20 protein-coding genes are annotated in these 14,697 nt (G+C 50.5%); 16 read left to right on the forward strand and 4 right to left on the reverse strand.

Going from position 1 to position 14,697, the window contains the following annotated elements:
* Positions 1-42: 42 nt before the first annotated feature.
* The 8 genes from KGA69_RS24210 to KGA69_RS03405 all read left to right on the forward strand — a co-directional run bounded on the left by KGA69_RS24210 (position 43) and on the right by KGA69_RS03405 (position 7,863).
* Positions 43-165, forward strand: coding sequence for a hypothetical protein (locus KGA69_RS24210; protein WP_257394921.1), 123 nt, complete (start codon positions 43-45; stop codon positions 163-165).
* Positions 152-1,537, forward strand: coding sequence for an efflux transporter outer membrane subunit (locus KGA69_RS03380; protein WP_049061237.1), 1,386 nt, complete (start codon positions 152-154; stop codon positions 1,535-1,537). The genes KGA69_RS24210 and KGA69_RS03380 overlap by 14 nt, the downstream gene beginning before the upstream one ends.
* Positions 1,538-1,554: 17 nt before the next feature.
* Complete coding sequence (gene cusF, locus KGA69_RS03385) at positions 1,555-1,899, forward strand: cation efflux system protein CusF (protein WP_049061236.1); 345 nt, start codon at positions 1,555-1,557, stop codon at positions 1,897-1,899.
* A 44-nt stretch (positions 1,900-1,943) separates the two neighbouring features.
* On the forward strand, positions 1,944-3,206 hold the full coding sequence (locus KGA69_RS03390; protein WP_049061235.1) for an efflux RND transporter periplasmic adaptor subunit: 1,263 nt from the start codon (positions 1,944-1,946) through the stop codon (positions 3,204-3,206).
* Positions 3,207-3,217: 11 nt separating this feature from the next.
* On the forward strand, positions 3,218-6,367 hold the full coding sequence (locus tag KGA69_RS03395) for a CusA/CzcA family heavy metal efflux RND transporter (protein WP_213292808.1): 3,150 nt from the start codon (positions 3,218-3,220) through the stop codon (positions 6,365-6,367).
* Between the two features lie 196 nt (positions 6,368-6,563).
* Positions 6,564-6,692, forward strand: coding sequence for a hypothetical protein (locus tag KGA69_RS24215; RefSeq protein ID WP_264753184.1), 129 nt, complete (start codon positions 6,564-6,566; stop codon positions 6,690-6,692).
* A complete protein-coding gene (locus KGA69_RS03400) occupies positions 6,655-7,404 on the forward strand; it encodes a DNA/RNA non-specific endonuclease (RefSeq protein ID WP_224107526.1) in 750 nt (249 codons plus the stop codon). Before KGA69_RS24215 ends, KGA69_RS03400 begins: the two co-directional genes overlap by 38 nt.
* A 114-nt stretch (positions 7,405-7,518) precedes the next feature.
* Entirely contained in the window at positions 7,519-7,863 is a 345-nt protein-coding gene (locus tag KGA69_RS03405; protein WP_213292810.1) for a DUF1294 domain-containing protein, read from the forward strand.
* 89 nt (positions 7,864-7,952) lie between these two features.
* On the opposite strand, the gene KGA69_RS03410 is transcribed toward KGA69_RS03405, so the two are convergent.
* Entirely contained in the window at positions 7,953-8,948 is a 996-nt protein-coding gene (locus KGA69_RS03410; RefSeq protein ID WP_213292811.1) for a hypothetical protein, read from the reverse strand.
* A 27-nt stretch (positions 8,949-8,975) separates the two neighbouring features.
* Positions 8,976-9,608, reverse strand: coding sequence for an HNH endonuclease (locus KGA69_RS03415; RefSeq protein WP_213292812.1), 633 nt, complete (start codon positions 9,606-9,608; stop codon positions 8,976-8,978).
* Positions 9,609-9,787: 179 nt separating this feature from the next.
* On the opposite strand from KGA69_RS03415, the gene KGA69_RS03420 reads away from it, so the two are divergent.
* Complete coding sequence (locus KGA69_RS03420; RefSeq protein ID WP_045394768.1) at positions 9,788-10,657, forward strand: phosphorothioated DNA-binding restriction endonuclease; 870 nt, start codon at positions 9,788-9,790, stop codon at positions 10,655-10,657.
* 40 nt (positions 10,658-10,697) lie between these two features.
* Here KGA69_RS03420 and KGA69_RS03425 read toward each other — a convergent pair whose 3' ends face one another.
* Positions 10,698-11,039, reverse strand: a complete 342-nt coding sequence (locus KGA69_RS03425) for a putative T6SS immunity periplasmic lipoprotein (RefSeq protein ID WP_045394766.1) — start codon at positions 11,037-11,039, stop codon at positions 10,698-10,700.
* Positions 11,036-11,596 (reverse strand): hypothetical protein, encoded by a 561-nt coding sequence (locus KGA69_RS03430; protein ID WP_045394764.1) that lies wholly within the window; start codon positions 11,594-11,596, stop codon positions 11,036-11,038. The genes KGA69_RS03425 and KGA69_RS03430 overlap by 4 nt, the downstream gene beginning before the upstream one ends.
* A 460-nt stretch (positions 11,597-12,056) precedes the next feature.
* Here KGA69_RS03430 and KGA69_RS24095 point away from each other — a divergent pair, with 460 nt between their 5' ends.
* From KGA69_RS24095 to KGA69_RS03460, 7 genes are all read left to right on the forward strand, one after another.
* Positions 12,057-12,314, forward strand: a complete 258-nt coding sequence (locus KGA69_RS24095) for an NIPSNAP family protein (protein ID WP_223683756.1) — start codon at positions 12,057-12,059, stop codon at positions 12,312-12,314.
* 293 nt (positions 12,315-12,607) lie between these two features.
* Complete coding sequence (locus KGA69_RS03435) at positions 12,608-12,811, forward strand: helix-turn-helix transcriptional regulator (RefSeq protein ID WP_021535617.1); 204 nt, start codon at positions 12,608-12,610, stop codon at positions 12,809-12,811.
* Between the two features lie 183 nt (positions 12,812-12,994).
* Positions 12,995-13,309, forward strand: a complete 315-nt coding sequence (locus KGA69_RS03440) for a hypothetical protein (protein WP_213292813.1) — start codon at positions 12,995-12,997, stop codon at positions 13,307-13,309.
* A 79-nt stretch (positions 13,310-13,388) separates the two neighbouring features.
* Complete coding sequence (locus KGA69_RS03445; protein ID WP_213292814.1) at positions 13,389-13,685, forward strand: hypothetical protein; 297 nt, start codon at positions 13,389-13,391, stop codon at positions 13,683-13,685.
* A gap of 54 nt (positions 13,686-13,739) precedes the next feature.
* Positions 13,740-13,976, forward strand: a complete 237-nt coding sequence (locus KGA69_RS03450; protein WP_213292815.1) for a hypothetical protein — start codon at positions 13,740-13,742, stop codon at positions 13,974-13,976.
* A gap of 39 nt (positions 13,977-14,015) precedes the next feature.
* Positions 14,016-14,366: a hypothetical protein gene (locus tag KGA69_RS03455; RefSeq protein ID WP_213292816.1), complete on the forward strand. Its 351-nt coding sequence runs from the start codon at positions 14,016-14,018 to the stop codon at positions 14,364-14,366.
* A gap of 60 nt (positions 14,367-14,426) precedes the next feature.
* Entirely contained in the window at positions 14,427-14,675 is a 249-nt protein-coding gene (locus tag KGA69_RS03460) for an H-NS family histone-like protein (protein WP_213292817.1), read from the forward strand.
* Positions 14,676-14,697 lie beyond the last annotated feature (22 nt).

Raw genomic sequence — 14,697 nt, forward strand, 5'->3', positions numbered from 1 at the left:
CTGTGCGGGTATTCAATTTTAGAGGAGCCCCTCCGGATAGCAATGAAATATCAGGAAAATGACAGCTTTGTCATTTTCCTGTCACGCGTTGAACAGAGCCCGCTGCGTAAAGTATCCGCCATTGATAAATCGCCGAAAACCGTCTGTCGCCATGCGCCCAATTAAGCTTCTTTCTCTCAGCGTGATATTCGCCTTAACAGGCTGCCTGTCACTTGCTCCGGACTATCAGCGCCCCGCAGCGCCGGTGCCGCAGCAGTTCTCTCTCAGCCAGAACAAACTGGTTACTGCGACAGCGGGCTACCAGGAGACCGGTTGGCGCACCTTTTTCGTCGACCCACAGGTAAAAAGCCTGATTAGCACCGCGCTGACCAACAATCGCGATCTACGGATGGCGACGCTGAAAGTGCAGGAGGCCCGCGCCCAGTACCGGGTGACCGACGCCGACCTCTACCCGCAGCTTAACGGCGACGGCAGCACCACCTATGGCGGCAAGCTCAAAGGCGACACCACCACCAGCAGCGATTATGCCGCTGGCTTGAATCTCAGCTACGACCTCGACTTCTTTGGCCGGTTGAAAAACCTTAGCGAGGCCGACCGACAGAACTTCTTCGCCAGCGAAGAGGCTCGGCGCGCGGTGCATATCCTGTTGATTGCTAACGTTTCACAAAGCTACTTCAACCAGCGGCTGGCGGCGGCGCAGTTGCAGGTGGCGAACGACACCTTACAGAACTATCAGCAGTCTTACGCCTTCGTCGAAAAACAGCTGCTGACCGGCAGCACCACCGTTCTGGCGCTGGAACAGGCGCGCGGCATGATCGAAAGCACCCGCGCCGATATCGCCAAACGGCAGGGCCAACTGGCGCAGGCTAATAACGCCCTGCAGCTACTGCTCGGCAGCTATCAACGGCTGCCGGACGATAGCGCCAGCAGCGCGGTGGACCTGAAAGGCGTAACCCTGCCGCCGTCGCTCTCTTCAGAGATCCTGCTGCAGCGGCCGGATATTTTAGAGGCCGAACACAGCCTGTTGGCAGCCAACGCCAATATCGGCGCCGCGCGGGCGGCCTTCTTCCCGTCGATTACCCTGACCAGCTCGCTCTCCGGCAGCAGCAGCGAGCTCTCCAGCCTGTTTAACGCCGGCAGCGCGATGTGGAACTTCATCCCCAAAATCGAACTGCCGATTTTCAACGCCGGGCGTAATCAGGCCAACCTCGATCTGGCGGAGATCCGCCAGCAGCAGCAGGTGGTCAACTATGAGCAAAAAATACAGTCCGCCTTTAAAGAGGTGGCCGACGCGCTGGCCTTGCGCCAAAGCCTGGCCGATCAGATTGCCGCCCAGGAACGCTATCTCGCTTCACTAAATATCACCCTGCAGCGCGCGACTGCGCTCTATCGTCACGGCGCGGTCAGCTACATCGAAGTCCTGAGCGCCCAGCGCGACATTTTCACCACCCGACAAACCCTGCTGGAACTCAACTATTCCCGTCAGGCTAATGAAATCACCTTGTTCACCGCTCTCGGCGGCGGCTGGATGGAATAACCCGAGGAATCTTGATTATGAATTCACTGTCTAAAATCGCCCTGTTCACCCTGTTCTCTGGCGCAGTGTTCGCGGCCCAGGCCGCCGACCCGCACGCCGGTATGGCAATGCACGAACAGCCCGCAGCCACGCAGACGCAAAGCATCACTGGCAAAGGCGTCATTAAAGCCATTGATATGGATAGCAAAAAAATCACTATCGCCCACGACGCCATCCCGGCGGTGAACTGGCCGCCGATGACCATGCGCTTCACCATCACCCCGCAGACGCAGCTTAACAATGTGAAGGACGGCGACAGCGTGGACTTCACCTTCGTTCAGCAGGGCAATCTGTCGCTGTTACAGGATATCCGCGCCCAATAACGGCCCGGCGACGGTAGGCTCCTCAACAACTGAATGGACGACACATGGCATCCCTGACACTGAAAAATACGGCGCTGATCCTCGGCAGCATGGTAATTGGCGGCGCGCTTACCGCGGCGCTGTATACCCGACTGACGCCGCCCCTGACTAGCGCATCCGCGACCGAGCAGCAGCGCAAAGTGCTGTTCTGGTACGACCCGATGTACCCGAATACTCGCTTTGATAAACCGGGTAAATCGCCGTTTATGGATATGGATCTGGTGCCGAAATACGCTGATGAGGAGAGTGCCGCCGCCGGTGCGCCGGGGGTGCGTATCGACCCGACGCAGACCCAGAATCTCGGTGTAAAAACCGCCGCGGTCAGCCGCGGGCCGCTGCGCTACGCCCAGACCTTCCCGGCCAACATCAGCTATAACGAGTATCAGTACGTGATTATGCAGGCGCGGGCGGCGGGCTTTATCAATAAAGTCTATCCGCTGACCGTCGGCGACAAAGTCAAGCAAGGCGCCCCGCTGCTCGAGCTGACCATCCCGGACTGGGTGGAAGCCCAGAGCGAATATCTGTTGTTGCAGGAGACCGGGGGCACCGCCACGCAGGTCGAGGGGATCCTCGAGCGTTTGCGCCTCGCCGGAATGCCGGATGACGATATCCGCCGCCTGAAAACCACACGTAAAATCCAGACCCGCTTTACCCTCAAAGCGCCGATCGATGGCGTTATTACCGCCTTCGATCTGCGCGCCGGAATGAATATCGCCAAAGATAATGTGGTGGCGAAAATTCAGGGCATGGACCCGGTGTGGGTCAGCGTGGCGGTGCCGGAATCCATCGCCTGGCTGATTAAAGACGCCTCGCAGTTCGCCATTCAGGTTCCCGCCTGGCCGGGCAAAACCTTCAGCATCAACAAATGGACCATTCTCCCCAGCGTCGATAGCACCACCCGTACCCTGCAGCTACGCCTGCAGGTCAACAACCCGGATGAAGCGCTGAAGCCGGGGATGAACGCCTATCTGAAACTGACCAGCGAAAGCGCGCCGATGCTGCTGATCCCATCAAAAGCGTTGATCGACAGCGGTAGCGAGCAGCGAGTGATTACCGTGGATAACGAGGGCCGCTTCGTGCCGAAGCTCGTACAGGTATTCCATGAATCCGCCGGCGTTACGGCCATTCGCAGCGGTCTGCAGGAGGGCGAAAAAGTCGTCGCCAGCGGTCTGTTCCTGATCGACTCGGAAGCCAATATCTCCGGCGCGCTGGAGCGCATGCGCGCGCAGGCTCCTGATGGCACGGCTCCTGCCGCCCACGAGCACTGAGGAACGGAACAATGATTGAATGGATTATCCGCCGCTCGGTGGCCAACCGTTTCCTGGTGATGATGGCGGCGCTGTTTCTCAGCATCTGGGGAACCTGGACCATCATCCACACCCCGGTAGACGCCCTGCCGGACCTCTCCGACGTGCAGGTAATCGTCAAAACCAGCTACCCGGGGCAGGCGCCGCAGATCGTTGAAAACCAGGTCACCTGGCCGCTGACCACCACCATGCTGTCGGTGCCTGGCGCCAAAACGGTGCGCGGCTTCTCGCAGTTTGGCGACTCCTACGTGTACGTGATTTTTGAAGATGGAACCGATCCTTACTGGGCGCGCTCGCGGGTGCTGGAGTATCTCAACCAGGTGCAGGGCAAACTGCCCGCCGGGGTCAGCGCCGAAATGGGCCCTGACGCCACCGGGGTTGGCTGGGTCTTCGAGTACGCGCTGGTCGACCGCAGCGGCAAACACGACCTCGCCGAACTGCGCTCGTTGCAAGACTGGTTCTTAAAATATGAGCTGAAAACCATTCCTAACGTCTCGGAAGTGGCTTCGGTAGGCGGCGTGGTCAAGGAGTATCAGATTGTCGTCGACCCGATGAAGCTGACCCAGTACGGCATCAGCCTCGGCGAGGTGAAATCGGCGCTGGACGCCTCTAACCAGGAGGCAGGCGGCTCTTCCGTCGAACTGGCGGAAGCGGAATATATGGTGCGCGCCAGCGGCTACCTGCAGACGCTCGACGACTTCAAAAATATCGTACTGAAGACTGCTGATAACGGTGTGCCGGTCTATCTCGGCGACGTCGCGCGGGTGCAGATTGGCCCGGAGATGCGCCGCGGTATCGCCGAGCTTAACGGCGAAGGCGAAGTGGCCGGCGGCGTGGTGATCCTGCGCTCCGGCAAGAACGCCCGCGAGGTGATCTCGGCGGTCAAAGAGAAGCTGGCGTCGCTGCAAAGCAGCCTGCCGGATGGGGTTGAAGTGGTTACCACCTACGACCGCAGCCAGCTTATCGACCGCGCCATCGACAACCTCAGCCACAAGCTGCTGGAAGAGTTTATCGTTGTCGCGCTGGTCTGTGCCCTGTTCCTGTGGCACGTGCGCTCGGCGCTGGTGGCGATTATTTCGCTGCCGCTCGGCCTGTGCTTCGCCTTTATCATGATGCATTTCCAGGGGCTCAACGCCAACATCATGTCGCTGGGCGGGATCGCCATTGCGGTGGGGGCGATGGTCGATGCCGCCATCGTGATGATTGAGAACGCCCATAAGCGGCTGGAGGAGTGGGAACATCAGCACCCGGGAGAGAAGCTAAGCAACGACATCCGCTGGAAAATCATTACCGATGCGTCGGTGGAGGTCGGCCCGGCGCTGTTTATCAGCCTGCTGATCATTACTCTGTCGTTTATCCCGATTTTCACCCTCGAAGGCCAGGAGGGCAAACTGTTCGGCCCGCTGGCCTTCACCAAAACCTGGGCGATGGCCGGGGCGGCGCTGCTGGCGATCGTGGTGATCCCGATCCTGATGGGCTTCTGGATCCGCGGCAAGATCCCGGCGGAGAACAGCAACCCGCTGAACCGCTTTTTGATCCGCATTTATCACCCGCTGCTGCTAAAGGTGCTGCACTGGCCGAAGACTACCCTGCTGATCGCACTCCTGTCGATCCTGACGGTGATTTGGCCCCTTAACCGGGTCGGCGGCGAGTTTCTGCCGCAGATTAACGAAGGCGATCTGCTGTATATGCCGTCAACGCTGCCGGGGATTTCCGCTGCGCAGGCGGCGGATATGCTGCAGAAAACCGATAAGCTGATCATGACGGTGCCGGAAGTGGCGCGGGTGTTCGGCAAAACCGGCAAGGCCGAAACCGCCACCGACTCGGCGCCGCTGGAGATGGTAGAGACCACGATTCAGCTCAAGCCGCAGGATCAGTGGCGACCGGGGATGACCATGGAGAAGATCGTCGAGGAGCTGGATAAAACCGTGCGCCTACCGGGGCTGGCGAACCTGTGGGTGCCACCGATCCGCAACCGCATCGACATGCTCTCCACCGGCATCAAGAGCCCGATCGGCATTAAAGTTTCCGGCACTAATCTGGCCGATATCGACGCCATCGCCGAACAAATTGAAGTGGTGGCGCGCACCGTGCCGGGAGTCACTTCGGCACTAGCCGAGCGGCTGGTCGGCGGGCGCTACCTCAACATTGATATTCATCGTGAGAAGGCGGCCCGTTACGGCATGACCGTCGGCGACGTGCAGCTGTTCGTCTCGTCCGCCATCGGCGGCGCGATGGTCGGCGAAACGGTAGAGGGCGTCGAGCGCTATCCGATCAACATCCGCTACCCGCAGAGCTATCGCGACAGCCCGGAGACCCTCCGCCAGTTGCCGATCCTCACGCCGCTGAAGCAGCAGATCGTGCTCGGCGACGTCGCCGAGGTTAAAGTCGTTACCGGGCCATCGATGCTGAAGACCGAGAACGCCCGCCCGACCAGTTGGATCTACATCGACGCTCGCGACCGCGACATGGTGTCGGTGGTGCGCGATCTGCAGCAGGCCATCGGCAAAGAGGTGAAGCTGAAGCCGGGCATCAGCGTTTCCTACTCCGGGCAGTTTGAGCTGCTGGAGCGCGCCAATCAGAAGCTGAAGCTGATGGTGCCGATGACGCTAATGATAATCTTCGTGCTGCTGTACCTGGCGTTCCGCCGCTTCGGCGAGGCGTTGCTGATTATCACCAGCGTGCCGTTCGCCCTCGTCGGCGGGATCTGGTTCCTTTACTGGATGGGGTTCCATCTGTCGGTGGCCACCGGTACCGGCTTTATCGCCCTGGCCGGGGTGGCGGCAGAATTTGGCGTGGTGATGCTGATGTACCTGCGCCACGCCATCGAGGCGGAGCCATCGCTGGAGAATCCGCAGACCTTCAGCGCCGATAAGCTCGACGAGGCGCTGTATCAGGGCGCGGTGCTGCGCGTGCGGCCAAAGGCGATGACCGTGGCGGTGATTATCGCCGGCCTGCTGCCGATTTTATGGGGCACCGGCGCCGGGTCAGAAGTGATGAGCCGTATCGCCGCGCCGATGATTGGCGGGATGATCACCGCGCCGCTGCTGTCGCTGTTTATCATTCCGGCGGCATACAAGCTGATGTGGCTGTATCGGCATCGGGGCAAGCGCGGAGAATAAATAAAGGCAGGCCCGTTGGTATTTCACCGGCGGGCCTTTTTATTATTAGACCCACAAGCAATTACCTCATTTAACCCTCACCCGCTCTCATATTATCTCATCCTCTGCGCCAATCGACCTTCACTCCTCGTTCTCCCCTTTAGCTTCATTGATTTTCCTGCTCACCCAGGCTGCGTATTTATCACGCGGAGAAAAGGTGGGCCTTAAATTAATGAGCGCTATCGATGAACCTGAATCCTTCTCCACCCTGTTTATTTTTGCTGTTATTACTTTCCACCCTGAGCACGATATCCCCCTGCCATGCCGCGACAGTAAAGGTGGATAATTGCGAAGTTGGCTGCCCGACCGGCGGCAGCCAACAGACGCTTTTCCGCGCGGCCTACACGCTGAACAATAACCCCAGTCGTAAACTGGCCAACTGGGTAGCGTATAAAATCACCCGTGCCAGCGAGGCCAGCAACCGGGCAAGAGTGTGGAAGCAGGACCCCGATTTACCCGCAGCCGATACCCTGGCGCCCGCCGACTATCGCCGGGCCAACACTTTACTGGCGGTCGATCGCGGCCATCAGGCACCGCTGGCGAGCCTCGGCGGCGTGGAGGACTGGCCTGCGCTGAACTATCTGTCGAATATCACCCCGCAGGAAGCGGCGCTGAATCAGGGAGCATGGGCGCGGCTGGAAGACGCGGAGCGCGCGTTAGCCGAGCGCCCGGAGGTGACGGCGGTTTATACGGTTACCGGGCCGCTGTTCGAGCGGCATATCGCCACCCTGCCCGCCGCGCCGGGCGTGGAGATCCCCAGCGGCTACTGGAAGATTATTTTCCTCGATAATGGTCCGCAGAGCGGCCAGTACGCGGCATTTGTGCTGGACCAGGCGACGCCGCGCGATGCTAATTTTTGCGACCATCAGGTGACGGTGGCGGAGATTGAGCGCCGAACCAGTCCGCATTTGACGCTGTGGTCGGCACTGCCGGCGGCCGTTGGCGCAACGTTAAAAACGCAGCCGGGGAGGTTGGCGCGGGAAATGGGTTGCCGGTAAGGAGCAAGGGGTAAAGTTGTCGACCTGTCGCGATTAACAATCGGCGTCTTACCGCCAGCCAGCAAACCAGATATAGTTGCCCTCCCTGCCACCGCTAAGCGCTGTTGATATTGTATGAAGCTCGGTTATTTTTGTTACTTCCTGCTGGCCATCGCCGCCGTCGGCAGCCTGTTGCTGCCCTATTCCATCGCCATGTGGTTCCTGCTGGCGAACGTGCTAACCTGGCTTATCTACGGCATCGATAAATTAGCCGCCCGTAAAGCCTGGAACCGGATCCCGGAATCCACCCTGCTGACGTTCGGCCTGCTTGGCGGATGGCCCGGCGCGATTGCCGGGCAGCAGTGTTTTCGCCACAAAACCCAGAAGCAGCCATTCAGAACGTATTTCATTATTAGCATCGTGCTGAATGTTGTGCTGCTGGTTGGCGGGTATTGGCTGTACCGGGATTATGGGGTGTAGGGTTGGTGTAATTTATTATCACTACATACATGCTCAATATGCTCAACACCAGGTCTGAAAACGCAGCGTTGAGCAATATCTTTTACTACCTATTGCTCTACTTTTTCAATAATAAAACCATCGCGTCGTAAAAAATCAATTACTCGCTGGATATTACCAAGCCCCCATTGGTTCGATATTGCGATAACTTCGCCAGATTGAAGCTCAATTACCGCATCTTCACTCAAATGATATCGATTCTTTCGCCCATCAGGAACTTGATCAGCCAAAACAATTGTTCGATTTTTGAGAATTTCACCCAGCTTAGTATAAATGTCCTCAAGGCTGTGGGGATTATGCTTATTTATCCAATCAGTAAATAGTTCAAGGGCTAACTTACGCTTATTATAAACACCACCATTATACCTATATTCAGAGTAATCTTTTTCAGACTTCTGGCTACTTATATTTTGCTCAACCAGTTTTTCTCTGAACTTAACTTGATATTCTTCTAATTCAGGAACCGGAATTATTTGCTCTGCATTTATTAGTATATCATCGTTAAACTTGTAAGGTGTAAGACGAACACAACGAATATCAACACCTTTATCTCTCAGCCAAATCGATGTAGTGGTCAGTTCTTTACCAAAATCAGCTGAAGCAAGAACAATTCTAACATCCTTACCAAAGTCAGAGAGCTCATTCTCCTCAAGACCAATAAATTCTAATATTTTTGCTTTAGCATTAACATCTGAATCAGTACCTAAATATGACTGATAATATTCGCATGCTTTTGTAAAACTCATTGTAGAAATCATAGCTGCATAGCGCAATGCTTGTAATTCCATATGAGCGCCGATTTCATCTCGCTTTAACTCTATTACGACAAGATTAGCCTGCTTATCAATCGCTAATAAGTCAATCCGTCTTCTGCTGTCCGCCCAATCAGAAAACTCCTCAGCAATGACAAGACAATCAGGTGCAAGGATATCAATATTATTTTTTATAGCTTCTTGCAAATCGTAACGTTCCTGAAGCCCCTCTATTGAGTAGGTAGTTTTTTCCAGCGCAACTAAATTTTTATCAGCAATATTAAATAATGCCATTTTTCAAATCCGTTTATGAAAGTATTACTATGATTGTATCAGAGCTTTTAATTCATCCGGCGTATATGGCGGGTTTCGCCGATGCAGCATCGCGTGACAGTTGGGGCAAACTGGGATCAGGTCAGTTTTCGGATCCAGACGATAATCCTGTTTAATCTCCGATAGCGGCACCAGATGATGAATGTGGATAAAGCCCTGGCCGATATCACCGTAGCGCTTAGCCATATCAAGGCCGCACACCTGGCACTGAGGGCCGTGATAGCGCAACGCGGCCTCGCGGGCCTGGCGATCGCGCTCATAGCGGTTAACCATAACCTGAACCGCAGCCCCTTCCACAAACTCACTTTTCGTCTGTAGCTCGTCGGGAAAAAGGGTAATGCCGGCATCATCTACTCGCTCCTGAACGATCTTGAATCCTTGTTCCAGCAACAGACGGACGCATTTGGATTTGATCCCACCGCTGAAATCCGCCGGCGTGAACTCCGTTTTTGTCGCCATGGTGGCCGCTATCCCAACGATAGCTTTAGAGGGATAACGACGTCCTTCGAATTCGACTTCATACAGACGCGCGTCTTTAAACTGATGCGCTATACCCTCGTCGTACGCGCGGATGGCTTCGATGATGCATTCTCGCGATAGATGATCTGGCAACCGTTTCATATGGCTGAGCTATTTGATGATGAGTGACCTCATTATAGATAGAAAGCGGAATAAATTTCGAATAGATAAATCATGGTGATAGTTGAAAAGAGACTTGGGTTGGATATCGAATCCCGGTGGCTTGATCGACAGCAGTTTTGCGAGCATCATCGCAATTATTTAGCAAAATACGTAACGCGATGCCTTCTAGTAAAACTCTGCAACAAGCGATCGCCAATATCACTATCTGGCGCAAAGGCGAACAGCGCGCGCCGCATAAACCTCTGCTGTTGTTGCACGTGCTGTCGCATTACCAGCACGGACATCCGCGGATGTTCGATTACGCCTCAGAGGTTCGTGATGAGTTACATAGCCTGCTGGAGCGTTTTGGTCCACAGCGCGCGCAATACCGCCCCGATATGCCTTTCTGGCGTCTAAAAGGCGACGGCTTCTGGGAATTACGCAACGCTGAGCAATGTTCAACTGAAGGCAGCAGACAGCCACCCTCTAAAGAACTGGAAACCTATCACGTCGCGGGCGGCTTTGACGAAGAGCACTTCGCGCTGCTGAGCAAGAATAAGAGGCTGATTAACACCCTGGCGCATCAGATCCTGCAGGCCCATTTCCCGGAGAGTATTCAGGAAGAGATCGCCGACGAGATGGGGTTTGATATCCAGCAAATTCGCAAAGAACGCGACCCGCTGTTCCGCCAGCAGGTGCTACGCGCTTATAACTATGAATGCGCTATCTGCGGCTTTAATATGCGCCATGACAACACCTCCGTCGCGCTGGAGGCTGCGCATATCAAATGGAAGCAGCACGGCGGCCCATGTGAAATTCCCAACGGCCTGGCGCTATGCGCCATTCACCACAAAGCATTTGATAAAGGTTCGATTGGCCTGGATGAGCATATGCGGGTACAGATTTCTCCCGCGGTTAACGGCGGCGGGATTGTCGGAAAGCTGTTCTGGGATTTTGATGGTAAGCAAATTGGATTGCCTCAGGGGAAGGACTGTTACCCGAAAGAGGGATTTGTGGAGTGGCACAGGAGAGAGGTATTTAGGGGGTGAGGTAAGGCACGCGACTATATGTCACGGAGTCACCCCTCCGCTATTTAGTCAACGTCCCAGCACTATCAATAAAGAATTCATGAACATATTTTTTATTATTTAAACCGTAGTTAATGACATAAGTATGATTCTTCTTCCATTCAATATCGATGCAATTGTCAGGATATGATGATATTAACTTGTCATAACCAGAACTCATTACCGTTTGCGTCTTACCGTTTTCGCCTGAATCAATAGTGTAGTAATTCAATACATCCCTTTTATCCAAACTAAAGCAAAGATGCTCTCCATTAATAATGGTATCTCTTGGGTGTGGCGCAGGATTACCACCAGGACAACCGGAAATAAGAAAAGTTAAAGGTAAGATAGCGAATCTCTTCATTGTGGAAATCCCTTCATAACTAATTTATATTTTTGAAGCAATGTATAGTCAGATTCTTTATGATCATAATCTCGTAATGCAGGCAGATACAGATAATTTTTAAAACCGTAAGCTTGCAACAACCAGTAATAACTAACTAATGAAGCCTGCTGTTCTAAGCTATAATGTCGTATGTTTTCCTTGTCTAAACTATAACTGTAATCAGCAAATCGGGAGAAAAACCCTCTGGTTCTGACAAACATTCCGTGCTGCGCTTGCCATACATGCATTAACTCATGCATGAATCTATGTTTTTTCTGCACATCAACTTCCATTGAAAAATCATGGGAGTAGGTGTCTTCCCTAAACCACATTTCTCCGTTAGGACTCATAGCAATATCAGTAGGCTGCAGATTGAACGGCAAATAACTTTCCCGATGAATCCACACTGTATTGTACCGGAGACCGTAGCTAAATAGCGTTCTTGCTAACCCAATCTCACCAGTGGTTATAAGCCTCGTTCCACCGGGCTTAATACGTGTCCCGGATGTCGCGTTAATCCTCTCGTTTACAGGCATTCAAAATCCCTCTGAATTGCAGCGGTATTGTTTATTTATCGTACGCCAATGCAATCGACAAGGGAAAGATTTTATCCGAAAAAATTTGCAGCTGACTTAGCATAGTTAATGGGAATACAATACTCACATTCGTTACACGAAGTGTTTAAACAGATACTGAATTTCCGGCACAAAAAGATGCCTTCAGGTGAATTGGTTGCCGATTGGGTGCGAAGGCCGGACTCGAACATCGCATTTAACCCTATGTTAAAAAATAATAAAATTTAATAAATGATTTTCAGTACCAACAAATATACCAACAGTCCCATTCAGTGATTATCGAACAGCGTCATAACTCATCAGTATCACTACAGCTTAAATCTCTTAACGGCTAATTGGCAAGAATAACTCTGACATTCCGTGTAAGGAGGCTAAAGTAATATTAGATAGAAATGGCGTGTCAATTATTGTCCCCTAAGTCATGCGCGAAGTCAGTGTTCCACTTCATACCCGGAACCGTATCGATGTGGTTGCGTACGGAAACTCTCTCCATGATGCTGACAGCTATTACCTCATACGTGCTTTTGAAAGTGAAGAACAGATGAAAAGCGTTCTTGATGATTTCTATGCGAGTGCGGGTTGGCGCAGTGGCCCACGAGAAGCAATCATCAGTCGAAATGAACTCAGTTTAAAATCAGTTCTATCACTACCACAAAGCGTTATTGATGGTTTGAGATAAAGTGAGCAAAGGGGGATCCGCTGTTAAGTGGGTATCCTCCGCAGTACAGAATTTAAACTGAATTATCATAATTCGTTGATAAATAGCTACATTTTTAAAATCCCTTTCCCGCTTCTAAAAATAGCACTTTTTGCTAAAGCCCTCTAAGCCCCGTCTTGTAACAGCATTCAATCTATTCCTTTCTGTTTTGTACAAAAAACACTCATTCACGCAATAATTCCGAAAAAACAGGTGTTGATTGTCATAAGCGATATTCGAATAATAGCCTCATCAAAACAACGGCGAGGAAATATATGAACGAGAGAAAAAGATTTATCCGTTTACCTGAAGTACTAAACAGAACTGGCCTTTGTAAGGCTTGGATTTATCGCCTGATTAGTCGTAATGAATTCCCGGCCCAAGTAAAACTTGGTGAAAGAGCAATAGCATTCTTAGAGAGTGATATTGATAAGTGGATTGATGAAAAGATTTCTTTATCACGGAATAAAGTAGCATAAAAAGCATAATCATAATGATTTCGCTACAGCCGGTTAGTCTATTAACTAAAAAATATAAACGTGGGAGGTCATATGTAAAAACAACCGAACTTAGTATCAGCATAAAACAAAAAATATAAACAGCTCTCAAATAATGCATGAAAATGCAGGGGGTTATACATTTAAAAAATAAGGAGTAACTATATGAATACTGAAAAACTAAATAACATTAAGGACTCATCAACTAAAGTTTTTACTGCTATGGCGAAGAATCTTTATATCACAGGAATACGCATATATAAAGAGCAGGAAGAGTATGAGGTATTGGAAGCCATAATGTTAGATAGTAATAGAACTGAATCATATCTTTTACATGTTAAAGAATATCTGGAAAAACGCTTTGATGAACATATGGAAGAGGCAGGTAAAAGAGAAAGACTGATTTATGTTGATATGGATAAGGTTATGCATGAAATGAGATATGTACATACTCAAGCATTACTTTTTAGTATGAGTTAATAACCGCGTATTCGGCCCCGGAAGGGGTTAATAAAAAACACAATGAATTAAATAAGCATTTAACTATGAGGATATAAATATGTCTAAAGAAAAGATAGGTATTAATAAATCAACCGAACTGTTCTATGACCTTGCTTGCAGATCATTTACCGCAAGCTGGAATATGTTCATGGAAGTCAATGGTGATGGGGATGCCAATGATTATCTGGATGATCCAGAGTTTATGAGTCCATTTATTATTTATGTTATTGACCATATTCAGAATAACTTTAAAAGATTCACCGCTCAAGAAGGAAACAATGGTGATATTCATGAGGTTAACTTTGAAAAAGTCGCTGCCATGTTAGTAGGATATTCAGAAAGCTTTAGAAAATGACGTTTGATCTTGTCCCGCAAGGGGCTAACCAAAAAATATAAGAGGAAAATATTAATGACAAATAAAATATCTGTAGTAGTAAGTATGCTGTGCGAAGGAACCCCGAAATTAATGAATACCATCCAAGAAAGCTTTGATGTGTTTGTTGCTCTGAGCGGGTATTCAGTAGAAGAAATCATAGAGGATAAAAATTTAGTTGATGCATTAAATCGACATATTAATAACGATTTAGTTGATGAGTTAGATCTGGAATATGGATCTGTCATTATCAATCTTGTTTATAACGACTAGTATTTTGCTAACTATTAACTGAAAAATAAGGATAAGAAAATGAAAGAGATTGTATTGAACAGTTATGATAAAACAAAAAACGCTCTTGTCGCTAACATCTTACAAGGATTCTGTGATGAGATATATACCATTTATGAAGAAGAACCTGAAACAGCAATCTATATTATGAGTTGGGGCAAACTTTCAGAAGTTATTTATGATGTGGTTATAACTCGTGAGATAATGAAATACTCTATCAACAATAATATATATGATATCGATAAAAATGATTTGAAGGAAGAGATCTTACATTGGCATCTGGAGCATATCATTGAACTTGTGTTTAAAAATATAAATCAGAATGAAAATCAAGATCCTACTTATTGGAAGTTAAAAATAACACTTATTTAATATTTAGATGTAATGATTATTCCCTCGAAAGAGGGAAATAATAAAACTAAGAGGTTTAAGATGATTGATGAATTCCACGTAATGTATATGTATAGAAAAATCCAAGCTGAAGCGGCTACTACCGACATCAAAACACTGGAACAGCTTTTGAAGAAGTTCCGTAAAGTTGTTGCGGAGCGCCGGGAAGAATACTATCGGGAGATTGGTGAGAAAAAGGCTCAGAATTTGAGGGCTAAGAGATTGCAAAAGTTGCTTGAGAAAATGGGGCGTGATCGTGTATCACCGGTGGATCTCATTGACTGGCAATAGCCAGTCATAATATTGTATCTTC

Source organism: Klebsiella sp. A52 (genome assembly GCF_018388785.1).
Classification (GTDB): Bacteria; Pseudomonadota; Gammaproteobacteria; order Enterobacterales; family Enterobacteriaceae; genus Klebsiella; species Klebsiella aerogenes.

What these genes read in the sequence shown, in the direction of transcription:
- KGA69_RS24210 (WP_257394921.1), top strand. Translation starts at nt 43, where the DNA reads ATGAAATATCAGGAAAATGACAGCTTTGTCATTTTCCTGTCACGCGTT.
- KGA69_RS03380 (WP_049061237.1), top strand. Translation starts at nt 152, where the DNA reads ATGCGCCCAATTAAGCTTCTTTCTCTCAGCGTGATATTCGCCTTAACA.
- cusF (WP_049061236.1), top strand. Translation starts at nt 1,555, where the DNA reads ATGAATTCACTGTCTAAAATCGCCCTGTTCACCCTGTTCTCTGGCGCA.
- KGA69_RS03390 (WP_049061235.1), top strand. Translation starts at nt 1,944, where the DNA reads ATGGCATCCCTGACACTGAAAAATACGGCGCTGATCCTCGGCAGCATG.
- KGA69_RS03395 (WP_213292808.1), top strand. Translation starts at nt 3,218, where the DNA reads ATGATTGAATGGATTATCCGCCGCTCGGTGGCCAACCGTTTCCTGGTG.
- KGA69_RS03405 (WP_213292810.1), top strand. Translation starts at nt 7,519, where the DNA reads ATGAAGCTCGGTTATTTTTGTTACTTCCTGCTGGCCATCGCCGCCGTC.
- KGA69_RS03410 (WP_213292811.1), bottom strand. Translation starts at nt 8,948, where the DNA reads ATGGCATTATTTAATATTGCTGATAAAAATTTAGTTGCGCTGGAAAAA.
- KGA69_RS03415 (WP_213292812.1), bottom strand. Translation starts at nt 9,608, where the DNA reads ATGAAACGGTTGCCAGATCATCTATCGCGAGAATGCATCATCGAAGCC.
- KGA69_RS03420 (WP_045394768.1), top strand. Translation starts at nt 9,788, where the DNA reads ATGCCTTCTAGTAAAACTCTGCAACAAGCGATCGCCAATATCACTATC.
- KGA69_RS03425 (WP_045394766.1), bottom strand. Translation starts at nt 11,039, where the DNA reads ATGAAGAGATTCGCTATCTTACCTTTAACTTTTCTTATTTCCGGTTGT.
- KGA69_RS03430 (WP_045394764.1), bottom strand. Translation starts at nt 11,596, where the DNA reads ATGCCTGTAAACGAGAGGATTAACGCGACATCCGGGACACGTATTAAG.
- KGA69_RS24095 (WP_223683756.1), top strand. Translation starts at nt 12,057, where the DNA reads ATGCGCGAAGTCAGTGTTCCACTTCATACCCGGAACCGTATCGATGTG.
- KGA69_RS03435 (WP_021535617.1), top strand. Translation starts at nt 12,608, where the DNA reads ATGAACGAGAGAAAAAGATTTATCCGTTTACCTGAAGTACTAAACAGA.
- KGA69_RS03440 (WP_213292813.1), top strand. Translation starts at nt 12,995, where the DNA reads ATGAATACTGAAAAACTAAATAACATTAAGGACTCATCAACTAAAGTT.
- KGA69_RS03445 (WP_213292814.1), top strand. Translation starts at nt 13,389, where the DNA reads ATGTCTAAAGAAAAGATAGGTATTAATAAATCAACCGAACTGTTCTAT.
- KGA69_RS03450 (WP_213292815.1), top strand. Translation starts at nt 13,740, where the DNA reads ATGACAAATAAAATATCTGTAGTAGTAAGTATGCTGTGCGAAGGAACC.
- KGA69_RS03455 (WP_213292816.1), top strand. Translation starts at nt 14,016, where the DNA reads ATGAAAGAGATTGTATTGAACAGTTATGATAAAACAAAAAACGCTCTT.
- KGA69_RS03460 (WP_213292817.1), top strand. Translation starts at nt 14,427, where the DNA reads ATGATTGATGAATTCCACGTAATGTATATGTATAGAAAAATCCAAGCT.